This window comes from Selenomonas sp. GACV-9 (assembly GCA_900116485.1).
GTDB lineage: Bacteria > Bacillota > Negativicutes > Selenomonadales > Selenomonadaceae > Selenomonas_A > Selenomonas_A ruminantium_G.
Genome location: FPAX01000001.1, coordinates 601457 through 618020 on the forward strand (window position 1 = coordinate 601457; position 16564 = coordinate 618020).

General features: G+C 55.3%; 15 protein-coding genes. 5 read left to right on the forward strand and 10 right to left on the reverse strand.

Annotated features, from left to right (window positions below; translation table 11 throughout):
* Positions 1–9 precede the first annotated feature (9 nt).
* From BM322_RS02850 to BM322_RS02865, 4 genes are all read right to left on the reverse strand, one after another.
* Positions 10–1533 (reverse strand): FAD-dependent oxidoreductase, encoded by a 1524-nt coding sequence (locus tag BM322_RS02850; RefSeq protein WP_143102161.1) that lies wholly within the window; start codon positions 1531–1533, stop codon positions 10–12.
* Between the two features lie 55 nt (positions 1534–1588).
* Entirely contained in the window at positions 1589–3109 is a 1521-nt protein-coding gene (locus BM322_RS02855) for an FAD-dependent oxidoreductase (protein WP_318254504.1), read from the reverse strand.
* Positions 3110–3259: 150 nt separating this feature from the next.
* A complete protein-coding gene (locus tag BM322_RS02860; protein WP_075428353.1) occupies positions 3260–3859 on the reverse strand; it encodes a hypothetical protein in 600 nt (199 codons plus the stop codon).
* A gap of 47 nt (positions 3860–3906) precedes the next feature.
* Complete coding sequence (locus tag BM322_RS02865; protein WP_075428354.1) at positions 3907–5442, reverse strand: bifunctional UDP-sugar hydrolase/5'-nucleotidase; 1536 nt, start codon at positions 5440–5442, stop codon at positions 3907–3909.
* Positions 5443–5613: 171 nt separating this feature from the next.
* On the opposite strand from BM322_RS02865, the gene BM322_RS02870 reads away from it, so the two are divergent.
* Together BM322_RS02870 and BM322_RS02875 are read left to right on the forward strand one after the other, a co-directional pair.
* Entirely contained in the window at positions 5614–6051 is a 438-nt protein-coding gene (locus BM322_RS02870; RefSeq protein ID WP_075428355.1) for a Fur family transcriptional regulator, read from the forward strand.
* A gap of 144 nt (positions 6052–6195) precedes the next feature.
* On the forward strand, positions 6196–7104 hold the full coding sequence (locus tag BM322_RS02875) for a metal ABC transporter substrate-binding protein (RefSeq protein ID WP_407047818.1): 909 nt from the start codon (positions 6196–6198) through the stop codon (positions 7102–7104).
* An 80-nt stretch (positions 7105–7184) separates the two neighbouring features.
* Here BM322_RS02875 and ttdB read toward each other — a convergent pair whose 3' ends face one another.
* Positions 7185–7796 carry a L(+)-tartrate dehydratase subunit beta gene (gene ttdB / locus BM322_RS02880; RefSeq protein ID WP_075428356.1) on the reverse strand — a complete coding sequence of 204 codons (612 nt, stop codon included), beginning with the start codon at positions 7794–7796 and terminating at the stop codon, positions 7185–7187.
* The gene (ttdA, locus tag BM322_RS02885; RefSeq protein WP_075428357.1) at positions 7796–8695 is read right to left on the reverse strand and encodes a L(+)-tartrate dehydratase subunit alpha; all 900 of its coding nucleotides are present in this window, start codon (positions 8693–8695) and stop codon (positions 7796–7798) included. The genes ttdB and ttdA overlap by 1 nt, the downstream gene beginning before the upstream one ends.
* Positions 8696–8840: 145 nt before the next feature.
* Here ttdA and BM322_RS02890 point away from each other — a divergent pair, with 145 nt between their 5' ends.
* Positions 8841–9761: a LysR family transcriptional regulator gene (locus tag BM322_RS02890; protein WP_075428358.1), complete on the forward strand. Its 921-nt coding sequence runs from the start codon at positions 8841–8843 to the stop codon at positions 9759–9761.
* Between the two features lie 22 nt (positions 9762–9783).
* On the opposite strand, the gene BM322_RS02895 is transcribed toward BM322_RS02890, so the two are convergent.
* Both BM322_RS02895 and BM322_RS13410 read right to left on the reverse strand, forming a co-directional pair.
* Entirely contained in the window at positions 9784–11967 is a 2184-nt protein-coding gene (locus BM322_RS02895) for a GGDEF domain-containing protein (protein WP_075428359.1), read from the reverse strand.
* A gap of 76 nt (positions 11968–12043) precedes the next feature.
* Positions 12044–12727 (reverse strand): DUF4405 domain-containing protein, encoded by a 684-nt coding sequence (locus BM322_RS13410; protein ID WP_143102162.1) that lies wholly within the window; start codon positions 12725–12727, stop codon positions 12044–12046.
* A gap of 153 nt (positions 12728–12880) precedes the next feature.
* Between BM322_RS13410 and thiD the strand changes: the two genes are divergently transcribed.
* Positions 12881–13687 carry a bifunctional hydroxymethylpyrimidine kinase/phosphomethylpyrimidine kinase gene (gene thiD, locus BM322_RS02910; protein WP_318254505.1) on the forward strand — a complete coding sequence of 269 codons (807 nt, stop codon included), beginning with the start codon at positions 12881–12883 and terminating at the stop codon, positions 13685–13687.
* Here thiD and BM322_RS02915 read toward each other — a convergent pair.
* Entirely contained in the window at positions 13673–14452 is a 780-nt protein-coding gene (locus BM322_RS02915; RefSeq protein WP_318254512.1) for an EFR1 family ferrodoxin, read from the reverse strand. The two genes, thiD and BM322_RS02915, sit on opposite strands and share 15 nt — an antisense overlap.
* Positions 14453–14499: 47 nt before the next feature.
* Here BM322_RS02915 and BM322_RS02920 point away from each other — a divergent pair, with 47 nt between their 5' ends.
* A complete protein-coding gene (locus BM322_RS02920; RefSeq protein ID WP_075428361.1) occupies positions 14500–15819 on the forward strand; it encodes a histidine-type phosphatase in 1320 nt (439 codons plus the stop codon).
* Here the strand turns inward: BM322_RS02920 and BM322_RS02925 are convergent.
* Positions 15763–16548: a ZIP family metal transporter gene (locus BM322_RS02925; RefSeq protein ID WP_082334335.1), complete on the reverse strand. Its 786-nt coding sequence runs from the start codon at positions 16546–16548 to the stop codon at positions 15763–15765. The two genes, BM322_RS02920 and BM322_RS02925, sit on opposite strands and share 57 nt — an antisense overlap.
* Between the last annotated feature and the right edge of the window lie 16 nt (positions 16549–16564).

The window sequence follows — 16564 nt, forward strand, 5'->3', positions numbered from 1 at the left end:
CCTTTATGTTTATTTACTTACATAACTACGCATACTTTCTGGAATCTCTTCCCATTTGATTTCGTTTATGGCAACATTCTGGGAAAGCCCCCAGGCAGCAGCAATGCCGGCTGCCTCCCCCATGCTCATACAGGTCGGCTGAATGCGGAAGGACGCCTGCGCGGCGAAACTGCCGCTGGCACAGCGCCCCACAACCAGCAGGTTGGACATCTCGTTGGTTACCAAAGCACGATAGGGAATCTCGTAATAATCGCCTTTTTTCAATTTCTTGAAAAGATCAAGTTTCACATCGTGGATGTCGATTGGATAGGCCGTGCGGCAGACTGCATCCGCAAAATGATGGGCCTTCAGGTAGTTCTCGGCCTCCATATAGTATTTCCCGCGAATCCGCCAGGACTCCCTCACGCCCACCATGCTTGCCTCGCGGCAGATATAGGCATGCTCAAAGCCCTTGATATTCTTGATGAAGAAAGCCGCCAGACGGCGCATCATCTTCCGGCCGAAGGATACCGCCTTGCTGTAAGAAACCGCATCGGTGGAACTGAATTCCAGTGCTGGCATCTCCGGGCAGTTCATGGACATTACGTCAGGCTTGCCCGGAATTGAGAAGGCCTGAATATACACGACATCATCCTTTGTCAGCTCGCCCCGCGACACACCGCCTTGGAAGAATTTCGCCGTGGTTTTCATCTTATCGAATTCCACGAAGGGTGTCCTTCCGTCTTTCAAGGCATCTATTATGAGTCTGTCAGACAATGGAGTTTTCCAGCCGTCCTTTAACTCATCGCGGAAGAAATGATAGACTTTCGCCATATCAATACCGCCCATTTCAAAGCGCAGGCTCATGGGCTGGTTGCGTCCGGTCTTTTCCGAGCCCTTTTCGACGGGAATGCCCACAAACCGGGAAAGCAAGGCATCGCCTGTGCCATCGATGAACACCTTGGCCTCTACCTTTCCCAGCCCTGCTACCGTCTGGACAATGCAAGCGGTGATTCTCCCCCCATCGGTCTGCGCCCCCACTAAGGCTGCATTGTAAAGGATATCCACTCCCTGCTCCGCGCACATTTCCTCGTAGACAAGGGAAAGATACTCCGGCACATATCGCGCTCTGCCGCCACCGTAAAAGGTATCGCTGTCTGTGACATCTTGAAAGGGCGATACTCCCTGTTTTTCCATGCGATTGTTCAGATCCGTGATATAAGGCGTGTCACTGCCCTCGGCGAAAGTTGGCATGCAGGGAAAAACGCATCCTTGCGTCGCCAGACCACCAAGGGAAATACCACGTTCGATAAGGACAACTTTCGCGCCTTTGCGTGCAGCGCTGACAGCCGCTGCCGTTCCCGCGGCACCGCCGCCAACCACGCAGACATCAGCACTCAGAAGCGTCGGCAGCCCTTTGCCACTTGCTCCGATTGGTGCAGCTGCGGCTTTGCTGCTATGGACAGCCGCTCCTGTCAGCACACCTACGGTCCCCATCCCGACCAGTTTCATGAACGCACGGCGGGAAATCGGAATCGAAAAGGATTTTTCCATATGCTCCTCCTAAAACTTACTATCCTCATCTCTTTTCTTCATATGCCGATTGTGTTTATTTGCTTACATAACTGCGCATACTTTCTGGAATCTCTTCCCATTTGATTTCGTTTATAGCTACGTTCTGGGAAAGCCCCCAAGCGGCAGCAATGCCGGCTGCCTCGCCCATGCTCATACAGGTCGGCTGTATGCGGAAGGACGCCTGCGCGGCAAAACTGCCGCTGGCACAGCGCCCCACAACCAGCAGATTGGACATCTCGTTCGTTACCAAGGCACGATAAGGAATCTCATAATACTCTCCTTTTTTCAGTTTTTCAAAGAGATCAAGTTTCACATCGTGGATGTCAATCGGATAGGCCGTGCGGCAGACTGCATCCGCAAAATGATGGGCCTTCAGGTAGTCCTCGGCCTCCATATAGTATTTGCCGCGAACCCGCCAGGACTCGCGCACACCCACCATGCTTGCCTCGCGGCAGATATAGGCGTGCTCAAAGCCAGGAATATTCTTGCTGAAGAATCCAGCTAAGCGGCGCATCATCTTCCGGCCGAAGGATACCGCCTTGCTGTAAGAAACGGCATCAGTAGCACTGAAGTTCAGTGGCGGCATCTCCGGACAGTTCATCGACATTACAGTGGGCTTGCCAGGAATCGCAAAGGCCTGGATATACAGGATATCATCCTGGGTCAGTTCCCCGCGAGCAACACCCCCCTGGAAGAATTTCTCATTCTTTTTCCACTTGGCAAACTCAAAGAATGGCGGTTTCTTCTCTTTCAGAGCGTTCTCCACGATATCAACGAACAGGCCTCGTGTATAATCATCTTTCAATTCCTTTTGAAAGAACTGGAAGACCTTGCCGACATCAACGCCGCCCATCTCAAAACGCAGGCTCATCGGCTGGTTATGTCCCGTCTTTTCTGAGCCCTTTTCTACAGGAACGCCGGCAAACCGTGAAAGCAAGGCATCGCCCGTGCCATCGATGAACACCTTGGCCTCTACCTTAGCCAGGCCTTCTAGCGTCTGGACGATGCAGGCAGTGATCTTGCCGCCATCACTCACAGCTCCCGCTAAGGCAGCATTGTAAAGGATCTCAACGCCAGCCTCTTCGCACATCTCATCGTAGACATACGAAAGATATTCTGGCACAAATTGTGACCTGCCACCACCATAATAGGTATCGGTATCTATCCCCAGGGATGGCGATGCCCCCTGCTTTTCCATGCGTTTGTTCAGATCCGTGATATAAGGCGTGTCACTACCATCGACGAAGGTTGGCATACAGGGAAATACACATCCCTGGGTCGCCAGACCGCCAAGGGAAATCCCCCGTTCAATCAGGACAACCTTCGCGCCCTTGCGTGCGGCACTGACAGCAGCAGCCGTCCCCGCCGAGCCGCCGCCAACCACACAGACATCAGCAGTCAGAATCGTCGGCAGACCTTCGCCACTTGCCCCCAGCGGTGCAGCTGCGGCTTCGTCGCCAGGAGCAGCCGCTCCAGCCAGCATCCCTACAGTCCCCATGCCGACCAGTTTCATGAATGTGCGGCGGGAAATCGGAATCGAAAAGGATTTTTCCATAATACGCCTCCCCCATAGTAATATTTGAAAAAAAGAAAATAATCTGACATTACATCTCTATACTTCTTTCTTTTTGCTACAATTCCTGCTAAAAGGCAAAAAAATTGACCGGTCAAACTTGACCGGTCAAACTCTCCTTGCCGCTATTATTTATGCAGATATTTCTGTTGCCGCATTGTTCGCCGTATATTCCGCCTGAAGTTTATCCAGGCCAGACATGATTGCATCATAAGTATCCAAGCAGATTTGCGGCAAATCTTTTGCCTTGGTAGCGGCCTGATAATCACGACGGAAAATCGCCACGGCTTTTTCGATTTCCTGCCGTATCTCGACAATCTTATCGGGATCTCCCTTTGCCACATAAGCCGCCATGCTGAGGATGCAATTGCTCACTGCCTCTACCGAATAGGGTCCGCCAGGGCCAATAGCCCGAACAGCCTCATCATAGCTTGGCAGCATCGCTGGCATCCGGAAGGTTTCTCCCAGCTGGAAATGACCACCCGACTGATAATACACCTGCCAGCTCAGATTGTCCTGCGTGCGATCCCGAATACTATCCACAGTATCCTCACGCGCCGTCATCACAGGCAGGGACGGACTGACACCTTGCACCGCTGGCACATCCGCTTCCGTTTCCGGTGCCGAATATTCCTTCATGATATCCTTGAAACTTTCCTCCGCTGCCGGCACAGCCCTCTCCACTGGCATAGCTGCCTGCGTTTCACTTAGCTTATCCACTTGAACCCGCATGACATTACCTCCCTTAGCAAAAACATAACGTTCCACTAGTAATATCGTCAGGATTTCGTATTTGATAAGTGTATTCTGCCGATCTCAATCCCTTTTAAGCCATTCGTATGCAGATATTCCATGAAAACATCCTCTAAGTCGCCATAGATTCCCAACAGCTTGGCATCCCTGACCATGGTAAAATTATCGCCGCCTGCGGCCATGAAGTCGTTGACCGCCACCGAATACTTCTTGTCGAGCAGCAAATGCTTGCCCTGCACCTGCACATTGCTTACCCGCCTGCCCGGTGCAGCCGCCGGATCAAGTTCAAAGGTCAGACCGCTGACATCCTGGAAGCCACCAAAGTCAGCTGGCAGATATTCCACGGAATGCTCGAGCACTGCCAATATGGTCCGGCCATCCAATTCCACTTTCTTTACGGTATTGGCAAACGGGAAGATCGCAAGGATGTCTCCTTTTGTCACCTTTCCCTTGGGCAGATTGCTACGCAGGTTGCCACCGTTGATAAAGGCGATATCTGCGCCAGCAACATGGCGTATCGCATCGGCGGCCAGATTGCCAAGCTCAGATTCCTGCTTGCGCACGATGTCCCGCTCACTCGTCAGTTCCCGCGGGCTTTCCGCTACGACTTCTTGCATCTCTTTATCCACCCGCGTCTTGATTTCGCTCAGGGTCTGCGCCACGCCATCGCTAGGCTTAGCTGCCAGTTTCTCTACCCCTTGCCAATCCAGCAGCATGCCCTGCACCTTGCGTACTTTATGATCCTTGACCACAAGCTCCACCTTGCCTAAATCATGGCCATAATATCCCGTCTGGCAAATCAAGGTCTTGCCTACTTTCAGCCCTTGGGGCAGCGTCGTATGGCTGTGGCCATCGATGATCACATCAAAGCCCGGCACCTCCTTGGCAATGCGCTCGGAGATGCTTGCCGAGCTCTTATCTACGCCCATATGCATCAGGCCGATTACCACATCATGGTCAGCCCGCAGTTTTGGCAGGAGTTTCCTCGCAACCACAAGGGGATTGGCAAAGGTAACGGCCGCTACGTTGTTGGGATTCGTCTTATAAGCCGTTTCCGGTGTCGTCAGCCCCACGACGGCCACCTTGACGCCATGGAACGTAAAAGACTTATAGGGCGCAAAGATACAGGTTTGACTGCCCTTATCGTACAGGTTGGCACTGAGCACGGGGAACTCCAGCATCTGCGACAGTTCGCGCAACCGCTGCATCCCGAAGTTGAAGTCATGATTGCCTGGCGTCATGGCATCATATCCAGCCCGATTCATCAGCAAGGCCATATCGCTGCCCCGATTCAGATTGATCAGCGGCAGGCCATGAAAGGTATCGCCAGCATCCAATGCCAGCGTATCTTCATCAGCTGCCTTCTGTTTCCCGATAGCCCCTGCCAGCCAGTCGATGCCAATGGTTTTCCCGCCATCATCGGTGCTCTGCACCCGGGCATGCATATCATTGGTATGCATGATCGTGATATGCACGCCATCTTTCTGTACCGACGCCAGGGCCGGTACTGGCAGCAACAGGCTAAAGCCAAGCAGTGCTGCAGTGATCTTCTTTTTCCACATGATATCTTCCCCCTTTAGCTATCCTTAGTATTCCGCACGTTTCCTTATTTTCCTGCCAACTTGAATCTCATAAACCGTCTCCAGCCTTTCCTTTTATTTTACGCTTGGCAAAATTTGAACAATGACGTTATAATAACAGACAGCAGAACATGACAACCGAGGGGATAACCGATGACAAAAAAACAAACGCCACTTGACCGACTGCGGGACAAGGGCTATAAGATAACACCACAGCGGCGCGCTGTCCTGCAGGCCTTCGCAAGCTGCCCGCCCTTTCCCACCGCGCAGCAGATCCGCGAGGAAGTCCGCAAGCAGCAGCCCGACGTATCGCTCGATACGATCTACCGCAACCTGTCGCTGCTGACAGAGCTCGACATCGTCCACGAGATATTCCGCAGTTCCGGCAATGTCTACGAGCTTGCCGATGCTGCCCATCATCACCATCATCTGGTCTGCACCGAATGCGGCCGCACCGAATGCATCGACGTCTGCCCGATGACTGACGCCTATGCGCAAGAGGCTGCCAAAAAGGGCTTTCAGATCACTGGCCATATCTTCGAGTTCTACGGGCTCTGCCAAAAGTGCCAGCAGAAAAAACATAAAGATTGACAAGTCAAGGGCAAGCGTTGACAAGTCAATGACAAGGGCAATGATAAAAATTATCAAATTACTCTTGTCATTTTTCTTTTGCATGCTATAATCGTAAATAGTAATATTACTATTTACTTATTTTCTTTCTAGGAGGTCCTTATTTTGAAATGCAAAACTTCGTTTCTCTGCCTGCTCGCCGCCTTCTGCCTGATGCTCACCGGCTGTGGCGCGGGCAGCACGAGCTCTTCGTCGGACGCCGCCAAAGACGGCAGCTTCCGCATTGTCACTACCTTTTATCCCATGTACATCGACGCCATCAACATCACCAAGGGCATTGACGGCGTTACGGTCACGAATATGACCAAGCCGCAGACCGGCTGCCTGCATGACTACCAGCTGACCACCGAGGATATGAAGACCCTGGAGAAGGCCGATGCCCTCATCGCCAACGGTGCTGGCATGGAAAACTTCCTCGGCAAGGTCATCAAGGAACAGAAGGACCTCAAGGTGATTGACGCGTCAAAAGGCATCGAACTGCTGAAAGATGGCGATGAGGAGAACCCGCACGTCTGGCTCAGCATCACGTCGAGCATCGAACAAGTCAAGAACATCACCGCCCAGCTGAAGGAAGCTGACCCGAAGCACGCTGATGCCTATCAGGCCAATGCCGATGCCTATATCCAGAAGCTCGAGGCCCTCAAAAAGGAAATGCACGAAACCCTCGACAACGTCCCCCATAAGGACATCGTGACCTTCCATGAGGCCTTCCCGTATTTTGCCAAGGAATTCGGCCTGCACATCCTGACGGTCATCGAACGTGAGCCGGGCACGGAACCGACGCCATCGGAACTGCAGGAAGTCATCGAACAGGTCAAACCGCTGACGGCCAAAGTCCTGTTCACCGAGCCCCAGTACTCGCCTGAGGCTGCCAAGACCATCGCTCGCGAGACCAGCGCCAAGATTTACACGCTTGACCCAGTCGTAACCGGCGAGGCCAACGAATCGGCCATGGACGCCTACCTTACGACCATGCGCAAGAATATGGAAACCTTGAAAGCAGCCCTGCAATAACGATTGAAAATCCGCAAAAATGACCGGTCAAATTGACGCGTCAACTGACGTCAATCTGACCGGTCATTTTTTGCTGTTATTTACTTGATGAACCTTACCTCTTGGCAAATCTCTTCGTAGACTTTCTCCTTGCGCTCGTTGAAAATGACTTTGTTTTCCTCGAACAAGTTGCGCCCATGGGTGTCGATGGAGACAATGAGCGGACCAAATTCCTTGACCTTGCTCGTCCAGAGGGTCTCAGGCATGCCAAGATCCATCCAGTTGGCCGCGATGATCTTCTCGACGCAATCGGCTGCCACCACCGCGCAGCCAGCGGGGAATACGCAATGCAGCGCCTTATACTCGCGGCAGCCGCGCATCGTGCCATCTCCCATGCCGCCCTTGCCGATGATCAGCCGGACACCGGTTTCCCGGATGAACGCTTCCTCGAATTTCTCCATGCGCATCGAGGTCGTCGGGCCGACCGTGACCATCTCGTAGTCATCTTCACCATGCTTGCGGATGATCGGGCCTGCGTGCAGGATCGCACCATTGCGCACATCGACAGGCAGCGGGCGCTGTTCCTCGATGACGCGGCGATGGGCCACATCACGGCAGGTCGTGAGCTCACCAGTCAGATAGATGACATCCCCCACATGGATATCTTCCAAATCCTCGGCACTGATGGGTGTCGTAAGTATCTTCTTTGCCATTAGAAATCCACCTCCGCATGCGAATCGATCGTGTAGTTGAGCTCCCGGTCAAAAACGATATGCCCGCGGCGATGCGACCAGCAACCGACGTTGACCGCCACGCCGATGACCGACGGATGACGGGCGCTGTTCTCGATGTTGACGCCCATGACGGAATTCTTGCCGCGCAGCCCCTGCGGGCCCAGGCCCAGCTTGTTGATGCCATCCTCCAAAAGCTTTTCCATCTTGGCGGCCTTGGGATTCGGGTTATGCGAGCCCAGCGGCCGCATGAGGGCCCATTTGGACTGCAGGGCCGCCACTTCCACTGAGGTGCCGATGCCAACGCCGACCAGAAGCGGCGGGCAGGCATTGAGGCCATAGCTCGTCATGACGTCGAGGACAAACTTCGTGACGCCCTCATAGCCTTCACCCGGCATCAGGACCTTGGCCTGTCCTGGCAAAGAACAGCCGCCCCCAGCCATATACGTATAGATCTCGCAGTCATCGCGCCCCGGCACGATATCCCAGAACAGCGAAGGGATGCCGAGGGCGACATTCTTGCCCGTATTGTACTCATCAAAGGTCTCCACGGCGTTATGCCGGAGCGGCGCAGCCTTCGTCGCCTGGATCACAGCCTCCCGCAGCAGCACCGGCAGCTCGCCCATATAGGGAAAGCCAGCGCCGCATTTGATGAAGAACTGGATGGCTCCCGTATCCTGGCAGCTCGGGCGGTTGAGCTTCTGCGCCAGCTCCTGATTCTCCCGCATCGTCTGATAGATTGCCTTGGCCAGCGGCTCTTCCTCCTGCGCAGCCAGCTCTGCCAGCTTCGCGCGCACATCATCGGGCAGGCACTTGCCGGAAAAGGCCAAAAACTTCGCGATGGTATCCGTCATCCGGGCTACCGCCTGTTCTTTCGTCATACTATCCTTCCTCTCCGCACACAATAACACAATCCTTGGAATTGCTTTCGTTGCTCTTATTATAATTTTGCTTTCCATATAAGTCGAATACCAATATACTTATAGTAAGCATAAGTCTGCACTTATAACCGAGGAGGTTTTGCCCATGGAGTTCCGCCAATTCCGCTACATCCTGACCGTCGCACAGGAAGGCTCGATTTCCCGCGCCGCCCAGAAGCTCTATATTTCCCAGCCCTCCCTCTCCCAATCGATTGCCGGCATCGAGAAGAAGCTCGGTGCCCCCCTTTTTGACCGCAGCCTCACGCCGTTGCGGCCCACGCCCTTGGGTGAGCTGTACCTTGACACGGCCCGCCGCATCCTGGCACTTGACGAAGAGTTCCAGCAGCGTGCCGATGATATGCTGCAACGGTCTGCGGGGCACATCATCATCGGCAGTTCCCCCTTCCGCAGCACCTACCTGCTGTCGCGGTTCCTGCCCGCTTTCCAGCGGCAGTATCCCTCGATCACTGTCGAGCTGCTCGAAAACACCACGCGCCAGCTCGAGGAACTGTCCCTCGCAGGGCAGACCGATGTCATCCTGTCGCTGCAGCCCATCGACACCAGCCATTTCATGACGGAAAACCTCTTTGCCGAGGACCTGCTGCTGACCCTGCCGCCCATGCATCCATTGTCCCAGCATTACAGCCTGCCGCATACACCAGCACAGCCTTTGCCCCAGCTGCCTCTTGCAGCGCTCAAGGATACGCCGTTCATCACCATGCACCCCGAGCAGAAACTGCACAGCCAGCTCTATGCCCTCTGCCACGAAGCAGGCTTCACGCCCCAGAGCCTGTTGGAAACTCGCAGTCTCGAAACCGCACTGTCCCTCAGCGGAGCAGGCCTCGGCGCCGCCCTGCTGCCCGCCCCGCTGATAGAGGGCTTCCGCCCCCAGGAGCCCCCCTGCTACGCCGCCATCGACACCCATCCCCAGCGGCAGGTCGTCATTGCCTGGCGCAGGAACCGCTACCTTTCCCATGCTGCCCGCACCTTCGTGGGCAAACTAAAAGCCTATTGCCAGCAGCAATAGGCTTTGTCCACGGATCCATCTCCTAAGATGATGCTACGAGCCAGCCATCCCGTCCCCGTTCCTTCACTTGGTAGAGGGCCTGGTCGGCCGTGTGCAGCAGCGATTGGTAATCCCTGCCATGCAATGGCGCCAGCGCGATGCCGATGCTGGCACTCAGGCGCGTGCACTTCTCCCTATCGGTCTCAAGATTGTGCGCCGCTTCATTGATGCGTTTGGCCACCGTCGTGACCATCGCCGCCGGCAGATCGTTCAAGACGAGGATGAACTCATCCCCGCCAAAGCGGCCCACAGCATCCCGCGAGCGGACCACATGGATAAGGCTCAGCGCAAACTGGCGCAGGATCATATCGCCGCGCTGATGTCCCAACGTATCATTGGCTTCCTTGAAATGATCCAGGTCGATGATCAGCAGGGCATGGCAGCAGCCCTCAGACAGAGACGACGCCAGCACCTCTGCCCCCGCCTCCTCGATGCCCCGCTTGTTGAGGACACCCGTGAGCGCATCTTTCTGCGCCATTTCCTTGTAGAGCCGCTTGCTCTTATTGGCCGCCATGAGTTCCTTGACCGTCGCCATAAGCATGAGATTCTTCTCCTGCAGCAGATCCTTGGCCTTGCGCATCGATACCTCATGCCGGTTTATCACGGCAATCACGACCAGCAGCAGTGCGACCAGGCCGCCCATCAGCCCCGTCTGCAGCGGATAGAACGCCAACAGATGCTGCAGCGAGAAAACCGGTTTCGTGGCAATGATATGTTTCTGCGTGATGCTGGTCCGGGTCTCAGGATTGATCTGCGTGATCGCTTTGTTGAGGATGGTCTGCAGCATCCGCGGCTGGCGCGGCGAAAGCGCCAGACTCATGGGGATATTGATGGACGTATCGGGGATTATCGCCAAATGCGGGTAGAAGCTCAAGGGGCGATCGATCTCCAAGATCGAGTTGCGCACCAAGGCCAGCGCATCGCTATGGTTGTCCACCTGTTGCAGCGTATCGATCACATCGGCACGGGAGTTCTTTATCTGCCAGTGCGGGAATTTCTGCTCCAGAAAGGCCATGAATGAAGCATCGGCATAGGGAAGCAGCAGCGTTATGTTCTCATCGCGGTCAGGGGGCGCAGACATCTTGCCCACCAAGGTATACGGGATCTCCAGCACGGGATTGGTATAGAGGAATGGCTGGTGGACTGCTGACCCCGCAAAGATATCCAGCATGACATCCGCCTTGCCGGTCTTCAGCATATTCAGGGCGTCGTCATAGGTCAGCACATGGATGTATTCGAATTTCACCCCGGAGTTTTCCGCAATCGCCGCGATCAGGTCCGGATAGATACCGCTGGCCTTGTCCCGGTTGTCATCATATTCGATATAGGGACGGACGCCGCCATAGACCACCAGCCGCAGCGGTGGCAGGCTGTTGATGAACTGCCTCTCGGCCGGCGTGTAATGCACGAGCTGGAAGTCCAGATTCTCCGCCAGCTTTTGCGACAGCTGCGATGCAAAGTGCGGATTCTCTGTATCGAGCCGCTGCAGAGCCTGCTCCATTTCCCTGAGCTTGGGCTGCTGCCCAGCCGTCGTCACGATCTTCATGGGCACCCGAGCAAAGGCAAGGAAGAATTTCTCCTGTCCATAGCTCTGGGCAGCCGTATCCACCACCATATCCACGTCGCCTGCGGCCAACGCCGCCACCAGCGACGCATGGTCTGCATAGGTCTGCACGGCAAGCTGCACGCGGTACTCCTGCTGGAACTGCTGCAGGCGGGCTTCCAAGCTGTGCGCAGCCAGCACGCCTACCCGGGCATTTTCCAAGCTGCTCAGGTCGCCGGCCCCAAATCGGTCTTCTTCGGGGCGCGTATAGAGCCCCACGATATCATAACCAAAATCCCTGTCACTATAAATGAGCCCGTCGTGCTTGGCCAGAAAGCCCGGATATTCCAATGACAGCATCATATCCACATCGCCAGCCAGCAGCGGGGAAAAGATATTGCTGCCGGATAGATCCACCAGCTCATATTGGCTGTCGTTATGCTTGGACAATTCATCCAGATAACCGATGTAATACTGCCACAGGACACGGGCATTGGCGACGCTCCTGTCTGGCGGCACAACCCCCAGCCGGATGGTCGCCCCCGCAGGGCTCTCCGCCAGGACTGCAGCTGGCAGGCACACCAGCACAGATAGACAGATAAACAAGGACAGCAGTGCTTTCATACGGCAATTCTCCTCTGGTTCGGAATAAAGTCTCATATATTTTTTATTCCCGGCCCGTGAAACAAACTCCTTCTTGCTAGCCCTTGCCGGATTTCTTGCCCGGCGGCTTCCGTGCGCATTTGACCACATAGGCCCCCAGGAACATCATCCCCGCGATCTCCGCCATGGACTTGCCCAGCCGTTCCCAGCTGAACGGCCGTGGCTTGTGCGGCCGCCGCTGGGCCGCATCAGCTGCCGGACGGGCTGCCACCGTAAACGGTGCCGATATCCACTTGGCATAGCCCGAGTCCACAAAACCGTAGCCGCCAAGGCACAGCGTTCCCACCAAGGCCAAAGTGGCAAGTGCCGCCGGTACTTTGCGAAGAAAGCCGCAGCACTGCAGGATATGATCCTTCAGATACTGCCAATGAAAACCGATATGCGCAGCCACCAATAGCAATGAGATGGCACCGAGGAACTTATGATACGGTTTCAGGAAATGCCACTCAATGCCAAACTGCTTGGCCGTCAGGATGCCAGTGACCAACAGAAGGATCCAGACAAGGATAAGACCAAGAACCAGCCAGTCAAGCCCTTTCTTCTTCCTGCCGATGAGCTGCTGCAGCCACTGACGATTGAGCCAGATATGCCAGATCAGAAGCCCGCAGTAAACAAGCCCTGCCCACACATGATAGTCTGCCGAGATGACATGCCGCTTGAAAAGCGTAAGCAGCAGGACAAACAGGATAACGTCCAAAACAAAGCGGATACTGCAAATCATAAAGGCCTCCTTTCCCCACAGGGATTCTCATAGCATTTCCTGTATTATTCGCTGCCAGGACAGCAGATTCCTGTCTTGGCGCCAATTGCTCCCCTTCAGGCTAACGAGTATAATTAAGGTAGTATCCAAAGGCATCCACAAGGGGGAATCTGCATGCATATCACCAAGACCATGCCCACTGCCCTGACCATCGCTGGCAGCGATTGCAGCGGCGGCGCGGGCATCCAGGCGGACATCAAGACCATGACCATGCATGGCGTCTATGCCATGAGTGCCATTACCGCGCTGACAGCTCAGAATACCACAGGCATTACCGCAACCCAGACAGTCTCGCCTGCCTTCCTCGCCCAGCAGCTTGATGCCATCTTCACTGACATCCGCCCGGACGCCGTGAAGATTGGCATGGTCGCTGATGCCGGCCTTATCCATACCATCGCTCAGAAACTGACAGATTATAGGGCCGAGCATATCATTATCGACCCCGTCATGGTCGCATCGGCTGGCCAGCGCCTGCTCGCCGATGCTGCCCTGACCGCACTGACGGACGAGCTGCTGCCGCTGGCTGAGCTCGTCACGCCCAATATCCCGGAGGCCGAAATCCTCGCTGGGCAGTCAATCTCTTCCGAAAAAGACCGGCTGACGGCGGCGGCAGCTATCTACGACCGCTATCATTGCCACGTCCTGCTGAAGGCCGGTCATGCGTCAGGCGATGCTAATGACCTGCTCTATCTTGGCGATACGTATCACTGGATTGACGGCCAGCGCCTCGACAACCCCAACACGCATGGCACCGGCTGCACCCTCTCAAGCGCCATTGCCGCCAACCTTGCCAAGGGACTGCCGCTCGTCACTGCCGTCGAGCTTGCCAAAGAGTACCTTACCGGCACGCTGCTGGCCATGCTCGACCTGGGAAAAGGCTCGGGCCCCTTGAACCACGCCTTTTCCTTAACGCAGCAGTAAATCGGCCGGCTTGATGCTCTCGTGACGGTAGCGCTTGCGCCCCTGCGTTTTTTCGCCATAATCGATGGCGCGCACCGGGCAGATATGGATGCAGCCCAAACACTCCACACAGTTATGCTGCCAGACAGGCGCGCCGCCTTCACGGATGATATTCTGCCGCGGGCAAATCCGCTCGCACAGCCCGCAGCCCGTACATCTAGCGGTATCGCAGACAAAACTCTCGTCAATCTGCGGCTGGCGCTGCCGCCATTTCTCATGATACCCCTGACAGAACTTCGGCAGCAACTGCCAGGTCGTATGCAGCTTACGCTGCTTGACTGCCACGCAGATCTTTACCAGTTTCCGCTCTGCCAGCCAGGCCCTTATGTTGATGCGCCACTGGGCCGCAAGATCCCGCCAGGGAATATAGTTGGACACCAGCCGCCAATACCAGGCTGCCTGAAGTGTGCAATCCTTCTTTTGCAGGATCTGCTCAAGATCCATAAATGGACGCCCCCAGTACGGCACACCGCAAGTAGCGACAGCAAAGATATAGGGACACCCGCTGATAGATAGCTTTTCCACAAACTCTTCTACCTGCAGCGGCAGACCAAAATAATGCATGGGAAAGACAAAGCCCACACAATCGGCACTGACTGTGAGCAATCCTCCTTGCAAAGCCTGTACCAACGAGCAAACCTCAGCCTCGGGCAGTGCCTTTTGCAATTTTCTTGCCACATAGAGGGAGTTGCCTGTGGCTGAATAATAGTAAATGACCGTCTTGATTGTCTCCGCCTCCTAAAATCATGATCTTTCAGAAAGGATATGATACCATGTCAAAAAAACTAATTGTCATCATCCTCTGCCTGCTTTTCCTTTTGCCTGTTACCAGTCAGGCCGCTGAAAAAGCCGAGTATCCGCTGAAACAGGTGCTGATCCTGAGCCGCCACAATATCCGCGCCCCCTTGGCCGGACGCGACTCTACCCTTGCTAAGCTCACACCGCATACCTGGTTTGACTGGCAGTGCGCACCCGGCGAGCTCTCCCCTCGCGGAGCCGAGCTTGAACTCTTGATGGGACAGTATTTCCGGCAATGGCTCGAACAGGAATCCCTGCTAACGCATAATGTTTCGCCAGCCGCGGAGGAAGTCCGCTTTTACACCAACTCCTTCCAGCGCACGATTGCTACGGCACGCTATTTTGCCTGCGGCCTGCTGCCACTAAGCGATGTGACCATCGAGTACCACCAGGAAGTCAATGCGGCTGACCCCGTATTCCTGCCCGCCACTCCCGACAATGAGCTTTACCGCCAGCAAGTGCAAAGAGAGTTTGACCAGTCAGGAATCAAAAACGACTTACAGCAGCGCGGCGAGCGCGCTTGCAAGCTGCTTATCGAGGCCCTTGATTTTGACAAGTCAGCCTATGCACGGAAACATGGTCCCATTGACTATACGGGAAAGGCGATTACCCTGCCGAAAAATGGCGGGCTGGGGCTCAAAACGCCCTGGGGCGCGCTGATACCAGCCAGCGATGCGCTGACCCTGCAATATTACGAAGAGGAAAATGACCTGGCGGCCGCCTTCGGTCATCAGCTGACGTCAAAGGACTGGGAAGATATTGCGGCCCTCAAAGAACTCGGCATCAATTCCCTTTTCTATGAGCCAACGGCCGCCAAAGCCCTGGCCGCGCCGCTGCTTGCTACCATCAGCCAGGAACTTGATAATGGCCAGCGGAAGATCACTTTTCTCGGGGGCCATGATGTCAATCTCGCCGAAGTCCTGCCCGCGCTAGGCGTTGAAGACTACACGCTGGCAGGCAGCATCGAAGCCAAGACCCCCATCGGCGCCAAGCTCGTCATCGAAAAACGCCAAGGAAAGGACGGCGAAGAGTACGCAGGCCTTTCCCTTGTCTACGCCACAGCCCAGCAGCTGCGCCACCGCACGCCACTTACCCTGCAAGCTCCGCCAGCCCGGGTTCCATTGCGCTTGAAGGGACTGACTGCCAATGCCGACGGACTGTACCATTTCCCTGACCTGCAGCAGCGCATCCAAAGCGCCGTACAGGAAGGACAGCGCTGGCAAAACGTTGCCAGCAACTTATCCCAAAGCGACGTCCAGCGCCATCATCACGGTAAAGCCCGCCGCAAAGGTTAATACGCCAATATCGCTATGCTCCCCCGCCGACATCTCGGGGATGAGCTCCTCCACCACCACATAGATCATGGCACCAGCGGCAAAGGCCAGCAAATACGGCAGGACAGGCACGACAAAACTAGCCGCCACGATGGTCAAGGCCGCACCTAATGGCTCGACCACACCTGAAAGCAAGCCTGCCCAAAAAGCCTTGTGTCTATTCATGCCCTCAGCCCGCAACGGCAGCGAGATGATTGCCCCCTCGGGAAAGTTCTGGATGGCAATACCGATGGACAAAGCAAAGGCACCGCTCAGCGTGATATCAGCATTGCCAGAAAGCCACCCCGCAAAGACAACGCCGACTGCCATGCCCTCAGGGATATTGTGCAGCGTCACGGCCAGCACCAGCATCGCTGTCTTCGGCAAGCTGCATGACATACCTTCAGCTTTATCTGCATCAAGATGCAGATGCGGGATGACATGGTCGAGCAGCAGCAAGAACAGCGTGCCTGCCCAAAAGCCGATAAACGCTGGCAAGAACGCCAGCCGTCCCATCTCGGCACTGCCCTCCATCGCCGGAATCAACAGGCTCCAGATCGACGCGGCCACCATGACACCCGCCGCAAAGCCCATCAAAGCCTTCTGCACATTCACCGACAATTCACGTTTCAGGATATATACACAAGCAGCGCCAAGCCCCGTTCCCAGCAGCGGAATGAGCAGCCCCTGCCATATCTCCATCGGCAACATATCTATCGCCTGCCTT